This window comes from Aeromonas sp. R5-1 (assembly GCF_040908265.1).
Taxonomy (GTDB): Bacteria; Pseudomonadota; Gammaproteobacteria; order Enterobacterales; family Aeromonadaceae; genus Aeromonas; species Aeromonas caviae.
The window spans coordinates 41023-56344 of the sequence record NZ_JBFODJ010000068.1 but is presented as its reverse complement, the minus strand read 5'-3'; the positions used below and the strand labels follow the sequence as shown (position 1 = coordinate 56344).

15 protein-coding genes and 6 tRNA genes are annotated in these 15322 nt (G+C 62.9%); 10 read left to right on the top strand and 11 right to left on the bottom strand.

Annotation, left to right across the window (positions count from 1 at the left end):
- Nucleotides 1–18 precede the first annotated feature (18 nt).
- The 5 genes from AB5Y64_RS10510 to orn form a co-directional block, all read right to left on the bottom strand.
- Nucleotides 19–94 (bottom strand) — tRNA-Gly (locus AB5Y64_RS10510).
- Between the two features lie 114 nt (nucleotides 95–208).
- A tRNA-Gly gene (locus tag AB5Y64_RS10505) sits at nucleotides 209–284 on the bottom strand.
- A gap of 32 nt (nucleotides 285–316) precedes the next feature.
- Nucleotides 317–392: transfer RNA gene (locus AB5Y64_RS10500), tRNA-Gly, on the bottom strand.
- 25 nt (nucleotides 393–417) lie between these two features.
- Nucleotides 418–493: transfer RNA gene (locus tag AB5Y64_RS10495), tRNA-Gly, on the bottom strand.
- 177 nt (nucleotides 494–670) lie between these two features.
- The gene (gene orn, locus AB5Y64_RS10490) at nucleotides 671–1216 is read right to left on the bottom strand and encodes an oligoribonuclease (RefSeq protein ID WP_039040160.1); all 546 of its coding nucleotides are present in this window, start codon (nucleotides 1214–1216) and stop codon (nucleotides 671–673) included.
- Between the two features lie 91 nt (nucleotides 1217–1307).
- On the opposite strand from orn, the gene rsgA reads away from it, so the two are divergent.
- The 5 genes from rsgA to AB5Y64_RS10465 are packed head-to-tail and all read left to right on the top strand — an operon-like array spanning nucleotide 1308 to nucleotide 4149.
- The gene (gene rsgA / locus AB5Y64_RS10485; protein WP_039040203.1) at nucleotides 1308–2342 is read left to right on the top strand and encodes a small ribosomal subunit biogenesis GTPase RsgA; all 1035 of its coding nucleotides are present in this window, start codon (nucleotides 1308–1310) and stop codon (nucleotides 2340–2342) included.
- Between the two features lie 29 nt (nucleotides 2343–2371).
- Nucleotides 2372–3244: an archaetidylserine decarboxylase gene (asd, locus tag AB5Y64_RS10480; RefSeq protein WP_039040204.1), complete on the top strand. Its 873-nt coding sequence runs from the start codon at nucleotides 2372–2374 to the stop codon at nucleotides 3242–3244.
- The gene (locus tag AB5Y64_RS10475) at nucleotides 3241–3489 is read left to right on the top strand and encodes a VF530 family DNA-binding protein (protein WP_039040161.1); all 249 of its coding nucleotides are present in this window, start codon (nucleotides 3241–3243) and stop codon (nucleotides 3487–3489) included. Before asd ends, AB5Y64_RS10475 begins: the two co-directional genes overlap by 4 nt.
- A 4-nt stretch (nucleotides 3490–3493) precedes the next feature.
- A complete protein-coding gene (locus AB5Y64_RS10470) occupies nucleotides 3494–3745 on the top strand; it encodes a DUF2960 domain-containing protein (protein WP_010675489.1) in 252 nt (83 codons plus the stop codon).
- A 2-nt stretch (nucleotides 3746–3747) separates the two neighbouring features.
- The gene (locus tag AB5Y64_RS10465) at nucleotides 3748–4149 is read left to right on the top strand and encodes a hypothetical protein (RefSeq protein ID WP_039040162.1); all 402 of its coding nucleotides are present in this window, start codon (nucleotides 3748–3750) and stop codon (nucleotides 4147–4149) included.
- Nucleotides 4150–4245: 96 nt separating this feature from the next.
- Here the strand turns inward: AB5Y64_RS10465 and AB5Y64_RS10460 are convergent, their stop codons facing one another.
- Nucleotides 4246–4740, bottom strand: a complete 495-nt coding sequence (locus tag AB5Y64_RS10460) for a hypothetical protein (protein WP_029314787.1) — start codon at nucleotides 4738–4740, stop codon at nucleotides 4246–4248.
- A gap of 166 nt (nucleotides 4741–4906) precedes the next feature.
- On the opposite strand from AB5Y64_RS10460, the gene AB5Y64_RS10455 reads away from it, so the two are divergent.
- Nucleotides 4907–6880, top strand: a complete 1974-nt coding sequence (locus tag AB5Y64_RS10455) for an EAL domain-containing protein (protein WP_039040163.1) — start codon at nucleotides 4907–4909, stop codon at nucleotides 6878–6880.
- 68 nt (nucleotides 6881–6948) lie between these two features.
- Here AB5Y64_RS10455 and rraB read toward each other — a convergent pair whose 3' ends face one another.
- Entirely contained in the window at nucleotides 6949–7284 is a 336-nt protein-coding gene (gene rraB / locus AB5Y64_RS10450) for a ribonuclease E inhibitor RraB (RefSeq protein ID WP_039040164.1), read from the bottom strand.
- A 381-nt stretch (nucleotides 7285–7665) separates the two neighbouring features.
- Here rraB and AB5Y64_RS10445 point away from each other — a divergent pair.
- Nucleotides 7666–7741: transfer RNA gene (locus tag AB5Y64_RS10445), tRNA-Phe, on the top strand.
- 5 nt (nucleotides 7742–7746) lie between these two features.
- Nucleotides 7747–7822, top strand: a tRNA-Asn gene (locus tag AB5Y64_RS10440).
- Nucleotides 7823–7886: 64 nt separating this feature from the next.
- Here the strand turns inward: AB5Y64_RS10440 and AB5Y64_RS10435 are convergent.
- Both AB5Y64_RS10435 and AB5Y64_RS10430 read right to left on the bottom strand, forming a co-directional pair.
- Nucleotides 7887–8108: a hypothetical protein gene (locus tag AB5Y64_RS10435; protein WP_010675494.1), complete on the bottom strand. Its 222-nt coding sequence runs from the start codon at nucleotides 8106–8108 to the stop codon at nucleotides 7887–7889.
- A 155-nt stretch (nucleotides 8109–8263) separates the two neighbouring features.
- On the bottom strand, nucleotides 8264–8398 hold the full coding sequence (locus tag AB5Y64_RS10430) for a hypothetical protein (protein ID WP_080560565.1): 135 nt from the start codon (nucleotides 8396–8398) through the stop codon (nucleotides 8264–8266).
- Between the two features lie 236 nt (nucleotides 8399–8634).
- Between AB5Y64_RS10430 and AB5Y64_RS10425 the strand changes: the two genes are divergently transcribed.
- Together AB5Y64_RS10425 and AB5Y64_RS10420 are read left to right on the top strand one after the other, a co-directional pair.
- Entirely contained in the window at nucleotides 8635–9912 is a 1278-nt protein-coding gene (locus AB5Y64_RS10425; protein WP_039040178.1) for an alpha/beta hydrolase, read from the top strand.
- Between the two features lie 97 nt (nucleotides 9913–10009).
- Complete coding sequence (locus tag AB5Y64_RS10420; RefSeq protein WP_039040179.1) at nucleotides 10010–13570, top strand: ATP-binding cassette domain-containing protein; 3561 nt, start codon at nucleotides 10010–10012, stop codon at nucleotides 13568–13570.
- A 55-nt stretch (nucleotides 13571–13625) separates the two neighbouring features.
- On the opposite strand, the gene AB5Y64_RS10415 is transcribed toward AB5Y64_RS10420, so the two are convergent.
- Both AB5Y64_RS10415 and AB5Y64_RS10410 read right to left on the bottom strand, forming a co-directional pair.
- Nucleotides 13626–13832, bottom strand: coding sequence for a YgdI/YgdR family lipoprotein (locus AB5Y64_RS10415; RefSeq protein WP_010675497.1), 207 nt, complete (start codon nucleotides 13830–13832; stop codon nucleotides 13626–13628).
- Nucleotides 13833–14015: 183 nt separating this feature from the next.
- Nucleotides 14016–15308 (bottom strand): sulfurtransferase, encoded by a 1293-nt coding sequence (locus tag AB5Y64_RS10410; protein ID WP_039040180.1) that lies wholly within the window; start codon nucleotides 15306–15308, stop codon nucleotides 14016–14018.
- Nucleotides 15309–15322: the final 14 nt, after the last annotated feature.

Sequence of the window (15322 nt, the reverse complement as noted above, 5' to 3'; positions counted from 1 at the left end):
ATGTCATCTGCAAGTGATTGGAGCGGGAAACGAGACTCGAACTCGCGACCCCGACCTTGGCAAGGTCGTGCTCTACCAACTGAGCTATTCCCGCATCGGAATATCACTTACATATTTTTGGAGCCAGCAACGAGAATCGCGCTCGCTACCCCGACCTTGGCAAACACTGAACATGCTCTACCAACGCGGTGACTCCGGCACTGCATATTGGAGCGGGAAACGAGACTCGAACTCGCGACCCCGACCTTGGCAAGGTCGTGCTCTACCAACTGAGCTATTCCCGCAACATGGATTGTCTTGAGGCTGTGCTGATGATTGGAGCGGGAAACGAGACTCGAACTCGCGACCCCGACCTTGGCAAGGTCGTGCTCTACCAACTGAGCTATTCCCGCATCGGAACGTCATCAGCAAACATTTTGGAGCGGGAAACGAGACTCGAACTCGCGACCCCGACCTTGGCAAGGTCGTGCTCTACCAACTGAGCTATTCCCGCAAAACCTGAAAACAGACCGTACAGCATTTGGTTGCTTGCGCTACTGTACGGGAGCCGAATTATAAGAGCAGACATTCCAATTGCAAGGGCTTTTTTGTCTGGTTGCAGCCGTTCGCTCAAAAGCTGGCCGAACTGCTGATTTTAGCAACCGAACGACGGCAAACCCTTGCCAGCCACTCAGATTTTGAAGACGTGGGCGCGGTAGAACTGCAGTTCGGCGATGGATTCGCGGATGTCGTCCAGCGCCTGGTGGGAGCCGCTCTTCTTGAATTGATCCAGCAGTTCAGGCTGCCAGCGACGGACCAGCTCCTTGATGGTGCTGACGTCCACGTTGCGGTAATGGAAGAAGGCTTCCAGATCGCCCATGTGCTTGACCATGAAGCGGCGATCCTGGCCGATGCTGTTGCCGCACAGGGGGCTGGTGCGCTCCGGCACCCACTGGCGAATGAAGGCGAGGGTCTCGGCAACGGCCTTGGCCTCGTCGTATTCACTCGCCTTGACCCGGGCCACCAGCCCGCTCTTGGTGTGGGTGTTGACGTTCCAGTCATCCATCTTGCCCAGCTCTTCCTCGCTCTGGTGGATGGCGATGACCGGCCCTTCGGCCAGCACGTTCAGGTCCTTGTCGGTGACGATGGTGGCGATCTCCAATACCACGTTCTCTTCGGGGTCCAGACCCGTCATCTCCATGTCGATCCATACCAGGTTCTGCGCGCTGACTGTCATGATTGCTCTCTCTATTGGGAGGAATGGCGGAATTTTGCCAATTTGCATGTATCATACTGGCTTTGAATCTGTTCATAAACTGGCAAACCCCGTGGCAAAGAAAGCAAAACTCAATCTGGGTCAACAAAGGCGCGTCCAGGCCAACCGCGAGCGGCGGCTGCAAAAAGAGCACACCACAGTGGTAGATGACACCCTGTTCGGCCCCGCCATCGAAGGGGTGGTGATCAGCCGTTTCGGCCAGCACGCGGATGTCGAGGCGAGCGATGGTGCCATCCACCGCAGCAACCTGCGGCGCAGCAGCATCAGCAGCCTGGTGTGCGGCGACAAGGTGGTGTGGCGCCCCGGCCTCAATGCCGCGACTGCCGGCGTCATCGAGGCGGTGCATCCGCGCCACTCGGTGCTGACCCGGCCGGACTTCTACGACGGGGTCAAACCCATCGCCGCCAACATCGACCAGATCATCATCGTCTCGGCGGTGATGCCCGAGTTCTCCACCAACATCGTCGACCGCTACCTGGTGGCGGCAGAAGATGTGGAGATAGCGCCCCTCATCGTGCTGAACAAGGTCGACATGCTCGATGACGCGGCCCGCGCCCGTATCGAGCACCAGCTCGAGACCTACCGCAAGCTCGGTTACGAGGTGCTGCTGGTGAGCTGCGAGAGCGGTGAGGGCATCGACGCCCTCAAGGCGGCGCTCACCGACAAGATCAGCATCTTCGTGGGCCAGTCCGGGGTGGGCAAGTCGTCCCTCACCAACGCCCTGATGCCGGGGCTGGACGTGCTCACCGGCGAGATCTCCGAGAACTCGGGGCTCGGCCAGCACACCACCACCACGGCGCGGCTCTACCACTTCCCGAGCGGCGGTGATCTCATCGACTCCCCCGGGATCCGCGAGTTCGCCCTCTGGCACCTGGAAGCCGACCGCATCACCTGGTGCTTCGTCGAGTTTCGCGACTACCTGGGTGGCTGCAAGTTCCGCGACTGTACCCACAAGGATGATCCCGGCTGCGCCCTGCGCGCCGCGGTCGAAGCGGGCGCCATCAGCGCCGATCGCTTCCACAACTACCACCGCATCCTGGAAACCATGCAGGAAGCCCGCCACGGTCGCCAACAGGCGCGGCTGTGACCCGTTCAACTCATTCCCAGATGAAGATCATGAGCATCACTGACAACCTGAAAATTGCCGGTCAATACTGTCTGCCCAAACACGCCCTCTCCCGCCTGGTGGGCAAACTTGCCGCCGCCGAAGCGGGCAACCTCACCACCAGGGTGATCGAGGCCTTTATCAAGCAGTACCAGGTCGACATGAGCGAGGCGCTGCACGAGAGCCCGGCACACTACAAGAGCTTCAACGCCTTCTTCACCCGCGAGCTCAAACCCGGCATCCGCCCCGTGGTGGAAGACGCCATGACCCTGGCCCTGCCGGTGGATGGCACCGTCAGCCAGCTCGGGCCCATCAGCCAAGGTCGCATCATCCAGGCCAAGGGCCACGACTACAGCGCCCGCGAGCTGCTGGGGGGCTATGAGGATCTGGTGGCCCCGTTCAAGGATGGCGACTTCGCTACCATCTATCTGGCACCCAAGGATTACCACCGCATCCACATGCCGCTGGACGGCGTGCTGGAGAGCATGGTGTTCGTGCCGGGGGATCTCTTCTCCGTCAACCCCCTCACCGCCGAGAACGTGCCCAACCTGTTTGCCCGCAACGAGCGGGTGGTGGCCACCTTCCGTACCCCCCACGGCCCCATGGCCCTGGTGCTGGTCGGTGCCACTATCGTCGCGAGCATCGAAACCATCTGGGCCGGCAACATAGCGCCGACCAAAGAGAAGAAGGTGGTGCGCTGGGACTACACCGGCGATGAAGCCATCACCCTGCAAAAGGGGGCCGAGATGGGCCTGTTCAAGCTGGGCAGTACCGTGGTCTGCCTGTTTGGCCCGGGCATGCTGGCCGGTTTCGAGCCGCACCTGGCCAACGGGGTCACCACCCGCATGGGTCAGCCCTTTGCCACCCTGGCGGCGCAAGCATGAGCGATCAACCCGCTTCCCAGAAGAACAACCCGCTGCACGGGCTGACTCTGGAAGCCATCGTCACGGCCCTGGTCGCGCACTATGGCTGGGAAGCGCTGGGGCAGCAGATCAATATCCGCTGCTTCACCGATAATCCCAGCATCAAGTCCAGCCTGAAGTTCTTGCGCAAGACCCCCTGGGCCAGAGAGAAGGTCGAAAGCCTCTATCTGTACGTCCAGCGCAAGCAGGCCAAAGCAAAGGAATAACGCCATGGCGTTCAAGATTACCTACACCTACAAGAAGCAGGCCAGGGAGATTGGCTACGCCAATGACAAGTTCAACAGCATCTACGATGCCGTTGCCGCCGCCGAGGGGATCGATCTGACCCGCTTCCACGCCATGGAAGAGCAGCTGGCCCAGGTGTGCCGCCGCGACAAGAAGAGCGTGAAGGATTACCGGGAGAACTACTTCAAGGAGCTGGGCTTCTCCAACATCGTCATCGAACGGGACGCCAAGGAGTAACCATGCGCACCCTGACCCTGATGGCGGCCACCCTGCTGCTGGCCGCCTGCAACACGACACCGAGGGAACCCTTGGTCGGCGCGGATCACGACGAACATGGCTGCATCGGCAGCGCGGGCTATCAATGGTCGGCGCTGGCAGGCCAGTGCGTGCGTCTGTTCGAGCAGGGCATTCGCCTCAACCCGACCGATGCCGGTCAGACCGTCAGCGCCTTCGTGCTGTTCAATGCCGATCAGAGTCAGGCCGAGCTGACCCTGCCAGAGGGCGAGCCGATCCGGCTGATCCGCCAGGGCGAAGAGGGCAACTGGTCCTGGCAGGGCGGCGGCTATCAGCTCTTCCCCTGGAAGGGCTATGTGCTCAAAGCCGGCGACCATGTACTCTATCACGGCGATCTGACCCCCTGATCCTCGTCATCCCTCCCCTCACGCCCTGATGGGCGCGGAGCAGGCATAAAAAAACCCCGTTGCACGCAACGGGGTTTTTCATGATACCCGGCAGGATCAGTTGCCGAGGGTGGAGAACAGGCTCTGTTCCAGGCTGCCACGGGAGACGCACACCGGGGTGATGGAGGGAGCCAGCACTCGCTCGCCGGAGGACTCGACGAAGTAGAGCTGGGTATTGCCCTTGACATTCACGGTGGCAACGCTGTTGTTGCCGCTCTGGGTGATGATCAGGTTGATCTGCAGGTTGGGGTTGCCCAGCGCCACCTTGGACCCCATGGTGCCGCAATCCAGCCACTCCAGACCATCGGCCGAGTTTTCCACGTTGGCGGTCATCAGACCGGCACCACGCTGGCTGTTCTCGATGTTCAGGCCGTGATCGCCGAACCACTTCTCGGCACGGGCCCACACCAGATCCACCGGGATCGCCATCTCCTGGGTGTTGTTGGTTGCCTTGGCAACCGGCGGGGTATAGCGATACTGCTCGCCGCCGTTGTTGTCGCTCGCACAACCCACCATCAACAGGGCCAGGGCGCCCCCCATTATCTTCTTCATGCTGCTTCTCTCATCCATAAGGCCATAGGCCAACCGGCGGCTATTATGGCGATCGCGACACAGGCTGTCAGCAGGGATCCGCACAAATGGCGTACTCTTAACCTAGGCTTTACAAAACCCACCTGTTATCATAGATTTGCTCGAAGTCTCCCCCGTGAGTGCTCTCGTGACTTCTTCGCTCTCCCTGGCGCTGCTGCAGCAGATCATCGACCAGTTACCCATGAATATCTTCTGCCGGGACAAGCACGGACGGTACCTGTTTGCCAACAAGGCATTCGCCAGAGAAGCCGGCCTGCAAGACCCGAGCGAACTCATTGGCAAGAGCGATGCCGAGATGCCCTGGGGGGATGTATTCCGGGAGGAAGATGACCGCCTGCTGGCCGACGGCAAACCCCTGCTGCACCAGCAGCTCCATTGCCACAGCGGCGAAGGCGCCAGCTGGATGGAGATCAACAAGGTTCCCCTGTATGACGAGCACGGCGATCCCATCGCGCTGTTTGCCATGGTCAGCGCCATCGATCAGCGCAAGGAGCTGGAGCAAACCTTCCGCCAGCAGCAGTTGCTGCAACGCCGCCTGCTGGATGCCATTCCCGACCTCATCCGTCTCGAGGATCACCAGGGCGTGCTCATCGACTGCAACCAGGCCTTTCTCGACTTCATGGGGCTGGTGGCAAGCGAGGCTCTGGGTCGGCGCGTCCCGCCCCGGCTGCCCGTCGAACAGACCCTGGGTCAGGGGGAGTATTGCGTGGTGGATGCCCAGGGCAGAGGCCGCCATCTGGAGGTCACCCGGGTCGAGGTGCCGGATGACGAGGGCAACTCCCTCGGCATCCTGACCCTGAGCCGCGACATCACCGGGCTGCGCACCACCCAGGCCCAGTTGCAGCAGGAGCAGCACTACGACAGCCTGACCGGCCTGCTCAAGCTCTCCCACTTCCTCCAGACCAGCCGTCATCTGGGGGCCCGCAAGGCCAGCCTGCTGCTGGTGGATCTGCAACATTTTCGCGAGATCAACGATCGCTTCGGCATACGGGTCGCCGACCGCCTGCTGAGCCAGGTGGCCCGCCGCCTGCAACGACTGGCGCCGCCCCAGTCCCTGCTCTGCCGGGTCGCGGCGGATGACTTCGCCCTGCTGCTGCCCGAGCTCCCCCTCTCTCTGGATGCGTGGAGCCGCAACCTGCAGCAGGAGCTGATGACGCCCTATCAGGTGGAAGAACACAGGATCCAGATCCCGGTGTTCCTCGGCATCGCCCATGGCAAGGCCAAGGATGCCGAGCGTCTGCTAAGCCACGCCGAGGCTGCTCTGGCCCAGGGCAAGCGCCAGCAGCAGCACTGTACCCTGTTCGACCCCGCACTCGATGCCAAGCTCAAGCGCCGCCAGCTCATCGCCGCCCAGTTGCCACTCGCCATCAAGTCCGCCGAGCTGACCGCCGTCTACCAGCCCATCATCTGCACCCACAGCAATCGGCTGCACGGGGCTGAGCTGCTCTGCCGCTGGCCCCATCCCGAATTCGGCATGATCTCCCCCGACGAGTTCATTCCGCTGGCGGAGGAGCTGGGGCTCATCGGCCAGCTCGGCCAGCTGATGCTGGAGCTCGGCTGTGCCCAGCTTGCCCGCTGGCAGGTGGCGGCCCCGGATCTGGTGCTCTCCATCAACCTCTCACCCCTGCAGTTCCGCGATCCCGAGCTCTGCCCGCAGATCTTCGACTGCATCGCGCGCCACGGGCTCGCCCCCTGGCAACTGGAGCTGGAGATCACCGAAGGGGTGCTGATGGAGAATGCCGACGAGATAGAGAGCAACCTGGCCAGCCTCATCGAGGCGGGCTTCCAGCTCGCCATCGACGACTTCGGCACCGGCTACTGCTCCCTCGCCTACCTTCCCAGGCTGCAGGTGGCGACCCTCAAGCTCGACAAAAGCTTCACCCAGGGGCTGGCCACCAACCAGGCCACCACCGCCATCGTGCGTTCCGTCATCGGGTTGGGCCACGAGCTTGGCATCAAGATCACCGCCGAAGGGGTGGAGACACCGGAGCAGCAGGCCTGGCTGGTGCAGGTCGGTTGCGATCGGCTGCAAGGCTATCTGTTCAGCCGCCCCCTCCCACCGGCCGACTTTGCCCGCAGCTACCAGCTACCGGAGCAGTAAGCCAGCAACAACAAGGCCACCCGAGGGTGGCCTTGTTGTTTTTGCAAAGCGTACGTGATCTGGCGCACTTACTCCTGGAAGTAGGTGCCCCAGCCGTCGTAGTCCACCCCATATTTCTCGAGGATGGGCAGCATCTTCTCGATGTCGGCGACGATGGTGTCGATGTCCAGCTTGCACTCCACCATGGCGTCGAAACAGAAGATGGTAGCGCCGTCGTCCAGCTCCATCTCCTCGGCGTCGGTCACGTCGAAACCGGCCTTGAACAGATCGACCGCCGCCTTCTCCAGCAGATCGAACTTCTGGCAGGCAAAGTGGTGCTCAATCTCGTAATCCAGATCCGGGTTGCTGCCATCGGCCAGCAGCTCGTTGACGATGGCGGCGGTCTCTTCGCGCCACTCTTGCATATTGGTATTCATATAAACCCCAGGCGATGTTGGATGGATGTCACCCCTGCCAGCCGCGTCGGCCCGGACCATGGCCAGGGGATGAGTGCGGCAAAGCATACCCGCAGAGCGCGGCAGGCTCAATCGATGGGCCAAGATAACTGGCGCCTCTCCCGGCTTGGCGCCAACGGGCAGCCCTCGGCACGTCAGGCAGCCCGCCATCCTTCATGATGTTCTGCTGGCCGTCGGCCCGCCCTGCCGCACAGGCGCCCCTCTTTTCATGGTTAAAACGGGGAAACCGGTCCAATCACGGGAAGATTGCTCGGATATCGAGCGAACGGTACATCAATCTGCGGCCTGTGGTTGACACCTCAATCCAGAAAGGGTTTAATGCGCGCCGTTGCCCAGATAGCTCAGTCGGTAGAGCAGGGGATTGAAAATCCCCGTGTCGGCGGTTCGATTCCGTCTCTGGGCACCAACTATTCCTCCTTAGTTCAGTCGGTAGAACGGCGGACTGTTAATCCGTATGTCACTGGTTCAAGTCCAGTAGGAGGAGCCAAATTCGAAAGGCCCGCTCAGATGAGCGGGCCTTTTTGCATCTGTCATTTACTCACATGCCGGGGCTAGTAGTGGTTTTCGTCCCCATGCCATACGTGTCCGGCCGAGCAGGCCCGGGCGACTTCGTGGCAAGGGTCGTCCGCATGGCGGCGGAAGAAGTGCTGATCCTGTTGCAGCAGGAGCGAACTCATCGAGTGGCTCATGCCAGCCAGTGCCTCGCCGGCGGTCAATCCTGCAACCCGGTGATCTGTGGCCAAATGAGCCAGGACTTTTTCACGACTGTTCATGATCGCCTCCCTCTGTGGATCCGGTCGTAAATTGACCATAGCAGCCGTACTCTGCATACCGCAAACCCGCGCCAGCAAAGGGCTACAGGCAGGTCCCGACCTTCTGCTCCGGCATGAAAAAACCCGCTCATGACAAGCGGGTCTGTTTCACTCAGCTAACCGCCATTGCAGGCCGCCAGCAACAGAGTGGCACCACAGGTGGCGCTGAACACCAGCAAACCCACCTGCAGCACCCCCTCCGGATCCCTCTGTGTGCGTCTCTTGCGAACACGTATCCATCTCGGCTTCATCGAGCCAACTCCATCCAGTTTCCTGCACCCGGGGTGCTGACCTATCCCTGCCCATCCCGGCAGGCGGCTCATCTTTGTCCAGTTGCAGCCCGCCGTCAACCGCGGCGAAACCACACCTTGTACGACACCAACCTCAGGCTCCATCTCTGTTAACAATCTGGAAAACCGGCGTGACCCGCTCCTGCGCCAGGGCTATGATGAGGCCGACGATTTTCCTACCCTCAGGGAGACCCCAGATGAGCAGCCCCTTGCACTATGTGCTGGATGGCATCCATTGCGAGCCACACTTTTTTACCGTGCCCCTCGACCACCAGCATCCCGACGAGGAGGCGACCCTCACCCTGTTTGGCCGCACCCTCTGCCGCAAGGACAAGCTGGATGATGACCTGCCCTGGCTGCTCTATTTGCAAGGGGGCCCGGGCTTCGGCGCTCCTCGCCCGACCGCCGATGGCGGCTGGATCAAGCGGGCCCTGCAGGAGTTTCGGGTGCTGCTGCTCGATCAGCGCGGCACCGGCCACTCCACTCCCATCAGTGCTGACGCCCTGGCGGGGATGACCCCAAGTGAGCAGGCGGATTACCTCGGCCATTTTCGCGCCGACAGCATTGTGCGCGACGCCGAATGCATTCGCGAGGTGCTGAGCCCGGGGCGCCCCTGGAGCCTGCTCGGCCAGAGTTTCGGCGGCTTTTGCAGCCTTACCTATCTCTCGTTGTTCCCGCGGAGCCTGCACGAGGTCTACCTCACCGGCGGCGTGGCACCCATCGGGCGCAGTGCGGATGAGGTCTACCGCGCCACCTACCAGCGGGTGGCGGACAAGAACCGCGCCTTCTTCACCCGCTTCCCCCATGCACAGGCCCTGGCCAACCGGCTGGCCAATCACCTGCACCACCACGACGTGCGCCTGCCCAACGGCCAGCGCCTGACGGTGGAGCAGTTGCAGCAGCAGGGGCTGGATCTGGGGGCCAGCGGCGCCTTCGAGGCACTTTACTACCTGCTGGAAGACGCCTTCATCGGCGAACGCCTCAACCCCGCCTTCCTCTATCAGGTGCAGGCCATGCAGCCGTTCAACACCAACCCGGTGTTCGCCATCCTGCACGAGCTCATCTATTGCGAAGGGAGTGCCAGCAACTGGGCGGCCGAGCGGGTGAGAAGGGAGTTCCCTTCCCTGGCCTGGGCGCCAGGCAAAGATTTCGCCTTCACCGGTGAGATGATCTTCCCCTGGATGTTCGAGCAGTTCCGCGAGCTCATTCCCCTGAAGGAGGCCGCCCACCTGCTTGCCCAGAAAGCGGACTGGGGTCCCCTCTACGACCCGGCGCAGCTGGCCCGCAACACTGTGCCGGTGGCCTGCGCCGTCTATGCCGAGGACATGTACGTGGAGTTTGACTACAGCCGCGACACCCTGAAGGGGCTTGGCAACAGGCGCGCCTGGATCACCAACGAGTACGAACACAACGGCCTGCGGGTCGATGGCGAGCGGATCCTGGATCGGCTCATCCGCATGAACCGGGATCGCTGATCCCGCCGGGTGCACGCCCGCAGCAAGACAACAAGTTCGAGGGCGGCCCATGAGCCGCCCCGCCCATGGAAGCAACACAAAACAACAAGGACACCCATTGGATCATCCGGAAATCTCGGCCGGCTGGCTGAGTCGCCTCTTCTATCGCTGGACCGGCCCGCTGCTGCGCAAGGGGCTGACCCAGCCCCAGGTCAGTCTCGACGATCTCTATCCCCTGCTGCCGGAAGACAGGCGCGACGGCCGCGCCGACGCCTTCCTCGCGCTCACCGCCCGCCAGCCGGTGCGCCCCTGGCCCCTGACCGCCTTTATCTGGCGCCATTACAAGGGACGGATTGGCCTGCTCACCCTGCTGCAACTGCTCGGCATGCTGGCCACCCTGACCAGCCCCTGGCTGCTCAACCACAGCATGACCCAGCTCGGCACCGATGCCACCACCGGCCACAAGCTGCTGCTGGCCCTGGCCCTGTTCGCCTCCGTGCTCGCCGCCGGCATGCTGGCGGAGCACTCCCTGCAACTGGCCCTCAAGATGCACGTGCCCATCCGCCGTCTGCTGGCCGAATCCCTGCTCGCCAAGGTGATGAAGCAGGGTGGCAAGAGCTTCGACGACAGGGCCGGCGGCCGGGTTCAGAACCTCATCAACCGGGACGTGTGGGACATTACTTGGATTCTTGCGGACCCCGCCATGCCGGTCACCATGGCGCTGCAACTCATCGGCACCATCGCCCTGCTGGTGTGGCAGGTGGGCAGTGCCGGTCTGGTGGGCTTCGCGGTGCTGGCCCTGCTGCTGCTCATTTCCACCCGGGTGGTACGGCGAATGAACCAGCAGGAGCAGCAGCTCAAGCGTCAACAGGACGAGCGCAACGGCATCCTGGCGGAATACATCAAGAAGCTGCGGCTGGTGCGCCAGAACGGGCTTGGCCCCTTCTTCACCCGGGCGGCCAACACCAAGCGCCAGCAGGAATTGGGGGTGCTGGGCCGGGTGCTCAGGCTCGATGCCATCAACGAAGGGCTGATGCTGAGCACTCCCCTGCTGGTGACCCTGGCCACCTTCACCACCTACCTGGCGTCGGGCAACACCCTCACCCTGCCCCAGGTGTTCACCACCATCGCCCTGTTTACCGTGCTGCGCATCCCCATGATGCGACTGCCCTACCTCATCCGCACCCTGATCAACTTCAACACCGGCTTCAACCGGCTGTGCGAGTTCCTGAACAGCCCGGAGCAGCATCGGGAACTCGATGATCCCGCCCTGCCGGCGGGGGCCCTCCACCTGGAAGGCGTCAGTGCCCTGCACCAGCAAAAACCGGTGCTCGAGGGAGCCAACCTCGCCATCGCACCGGGGGAGCTCGTGGGGATCACCGGGGCCACCGGGGCGGGCAAGAGCTGCCTGCTGCATCTGGTTGCCGGCTTTGACAGCGAGTTTGCCGGCAGCATCCGTCGCCACGGCCGGGTTGCCCATCTGGGCCACAAGCCCTGGCTGATGAACGACACCATCCGCAACAACATCCTGTTCGGCCAGCCCTGGCACGTCGAGCGCTATCGTTGGGTGCTCGGCGCCTGCGCCCTCACGGCCGATCTCGCGCTGCTCAGCCACGGGGATCAAACCCTGGTGGGCGAGCTCGGCACCCGCCTCTCCGGCGGCCAGCAGCAGCGGGTCGCCCTGGCTCGCGCCCTCTACGCCCGGGCCGATATCCTGCTGCTGGACAACCCCTTGTCTGCGCTCGACCCCATGGTCGCGGCCCAGGTACTGGAGCAGGGGCTCGCCTTCAAGCCGGGGCCAACCCGGCTCCTGGTGAGCCACGACCCGGATGTGCTGGCCAGGTGCGATCGGGTGATCCGCATCGAGCAAGGGCGCCTGGTGGAGCTCGATGCCCACCAGTTGGCGGATCTTGTCCAGCATCCCCAGCCCACCCCGCCGATCCCCCCTCAGGAGGCGGAGCAGTTCAGCGAGGAGAAAGTGGTGGAGGGCAAGGTGGACTGGGGGCTGTTTGGCTTCATGTGGCAGCGCCTCGCCGCCCCCGGAGCCATCCTGCTCGTCCTGCTGCTCACCCTGGGCCAGGAGGGGCTGCGCATCGCCTCGGATCTCTGGCTCGGCGGCAAGGCCGAGGTGAGCGACGTCACGACCCTGCTCGGCATCTATGTGCTGCTGGGGGCGGGCTCCCTCGCCTGCATCATGGCGGTGCGAGTCATCAACTACAAACTCGGCCTCAAGCTGGCCTGGACCCTGTTTGACGGCATGCTGGGGCGCATCAGCCGCGCCCCCATGGCCTTCTTCGACAAGGTGCCCCAGGGGCGCATCCTCAACCGCTTCGACCGGGATCTGGGGGAGGCGCAAGAGATGCTGCTCTCCATGCTGGTGGGACTGTTCGGCATGCTGGTGTCCGTGGCCTTGCAGGTGGTGGTGATCGGCATCAATATTCCCCTGCTGCTGCTCATCGCCCCCCTGGTGGGATGGGCGCTCTATGTATTACAGCGCCGCTACCGGGCGGTGCAACTCAAGCTGCGGCGCCAGTCCTCGGTGCTGCGCTCCCCGCTCTACATCAGCATCAGCGAGACCATCCGCGGCGCCCCCGCCCTGCGCCTGGCAGGGGCCGAGCGTTTCGCGCTGGACCAGGTGCTGCACCACTATGACAACAACCTGCGCAGCTGGTACACCACCACCTCCATCAACCGCTGGCTCGGCATGCACCAGACCCTGCTCTCCGCCGCCCTGGTGGGGGCCGTGGCACTCATGGTGGCCTTTGGCAACAGCCCGCTGCTGGGGGCGGTTGCCATCACCTATGCCTTTACCGCTTCCGCCATGCTCAACTCCCTCATCCGCACCTTTGCCGAAGTGGAACAGGTGATGAACGCGGTGGAACGGGTGCGCGAATACAGCGAAATAGAGAGCGAACGCCAGGAGGGAGAGGCCCTCGCCACCCCTCACCCCGCAGTGCGCTTCGACAACCTGGGGCTGCGCTACCCCCAGACCAGCCAGTGGGCACTGCACAAGGTGAACTTCGAGCTGGCCCCAGGTGAAAAGGTGGGTGTGTGCGGGCGTACCGGGGCAGGCAAAAGCTCCCTGCTGGGGGTATTGCAGGCCATGTATCCCGCCTCCCAGGGGGAGATCTTCTACGGCAATCAGCCACTGTCACGACTTGCACCGGAGGCGGTGCGCGATCTCTACGACACCGTCTCCCAGATCCCGCTCACCTTCTTTGGCTCCTTGCGGGCCAATCTGGCGCCCCTGACCGAGCATGAGGACGCCATGCTTGAGCAGGCGCTTGCCCGGGTGGGACTGGCCGAGCGCTGCGCCGGGCGGCTGGACGAGGATCTCGACAGGCTACAACTCTCCGCTGGCGAGACCCAGTTGCTGGTGATCGCCCGCATCCTGCTGTCGCGCCGCCCGCTCATCGTGCTGGATGAGGCCACCTCGGACCTCGATCACGGCGGCATGCGCAAGATGGCAGAGCTGCTCTACCGCTACCGGCCGGAGGCCAGTTATCTGGTGATCGCCCACCATCTGGAACCGCTCTTGTCGGTGGACAAGGTAGTGGTGATGGAGGCCGGCACCGTGGTGGAGCAGGGTTCGCCGGTGAGCCTGCTGGCCAACTCCCACTCCCGCTTCCACCAGCTTTTTGCCGGCCAGGTCAACCGTCAAGTGCCCCAGACGGCATGAGCGCCAAAAATAACAAGGGCTGCCCGCGGGCAGCCCTTGTTGCTTGAGGAGAGCCTCAACGCTCCATGATCTGGGTGATGTCGTCCTTGTTGATATGCACCTCCCGCCCCTCTTCATCGTAATAGCGATACATGCCTGTGGTCTCGTCCAACCTGGGTTTGCTGTCGGTGGCAATCATCTTGCCATCCTTGGTGCTCATGATGTATTGGGAGCTGCACCCCGCCAATCCCAACAGACAAATCAGCATCATCACAGCTTTCATCACTCTCCCCTTCTTCACGCTCACCCTGGCGGTGATAGGTGAAGCCTAGCTCAACCGGATGGCCCGTTTACCTTGATTGCAGCAACAGGATTCACAGAAAGAATCCACCTGCTATAGCCATTGAAAATGATCTATCAAGAAAAGAAAGACCGGACATCTGTCCGGCCTGCTCTGGATTATTAGTTACTTGCCCGGCTTGCGCTCGCCGGTGACGGTGGGGTTGGCCGGATCCATGCTCCACTCGAACCAGCCGCCGTCGTAGACGCTGATCCGCTTCCAGTCCATCAACCAAGCGTAGAAGAACGCCTCGGAGGCGCGCCAGCCGGTGCCGCAGTAGAAAGCGGCCTGCTGGGTCGGCTCGATATTCCACTCATCCCACATGGCGAGGATCTCGCGGGCGGGCTTCATGGTGCCGTCCGGGTTGTGGAAGTCGCTCATGCTGTTGGCATCCACCCCGCCATGACCCCATCTGGCCCCGGGAATGTCCCCCTTGGGCTTGATGTAGCTGTAGCCCGAGGTATTGCCCACGAACTCGTCCCAGGTGCGCACGCTGACCAGGGCGCCGTCCGGCTGCTTGAGCAGAGCCTTGGCCTGGTCAAGGGTGGTGTAGTACTCGGGATGGACCGGGATGGCCACGCCAAACTCCTTGGCCGGGGTGAACTTGTTGGCCAGCCCGGTCTCGGTGCGCAGATGCTGCACGAACCAGGCCTCCAGCCCGCCATCCAGCAGTCGCACATCCTCGACCCCCGCATACATCATCAGATGGGCCGCACGGGCCGCCGCCATGGTGTTGCGACCATAGAGGATGACGGTGGTGTCATGACGGATGCCGTTCTCCAGCAGCAGCGCCTTGAGCGCCTCGTCAGAGACCTTGTTCCACAGCGGCTCCCCTTCCAGCCGGTTGGTGTCGATGTAGCCGGCTCCCGGAATGTGGCTCAGCAGATAGGCCTTGGGGGATCCCCAGTCCACCTCGAACACCTTCCACTCCCCCTTGGGGGCGGCGATGACCGGTTTGCCTGCCTGCAAGTCTGCCAGCCAGAGCGGATGGACCAGCTGCTGCCAGCGTGCCAGATGCTCCCGGGGCGCCTCTTTCCATCCCTGCAGCTCGAACAGCTGCTTGATGCCCTGCTGGCGCAGCAGACGGGCCACCTCGGCCACCTCGCGAGGGGTGCCATAGAGGGCGACGGGTTTGTCGGCCTTCAGCCCCTTGCTCGCAAGCGCCACAGGCCACTCCTCGTCACTGTATTTCCACTCTGCGGAGAGCAGCTCGGCACCGGCCACATGACCCCCCTGCTTCTCCCCGTCCATGGGCCAGCCCTGATAGAAATAGCTCGGGCGGGTATCCAGGATCACCGCCTCCTTCCCCTTGGCATCCGCTAGGGAGAGCGGGGGCAGCTCGGCGGCCAGCGCGGGCCAGGCACACCAGAGCAGCAAGGCGGTCAGGCAGCTTCGCCACAGTCCAGTCATTCGTTTCATGATGTCGTCTCGAT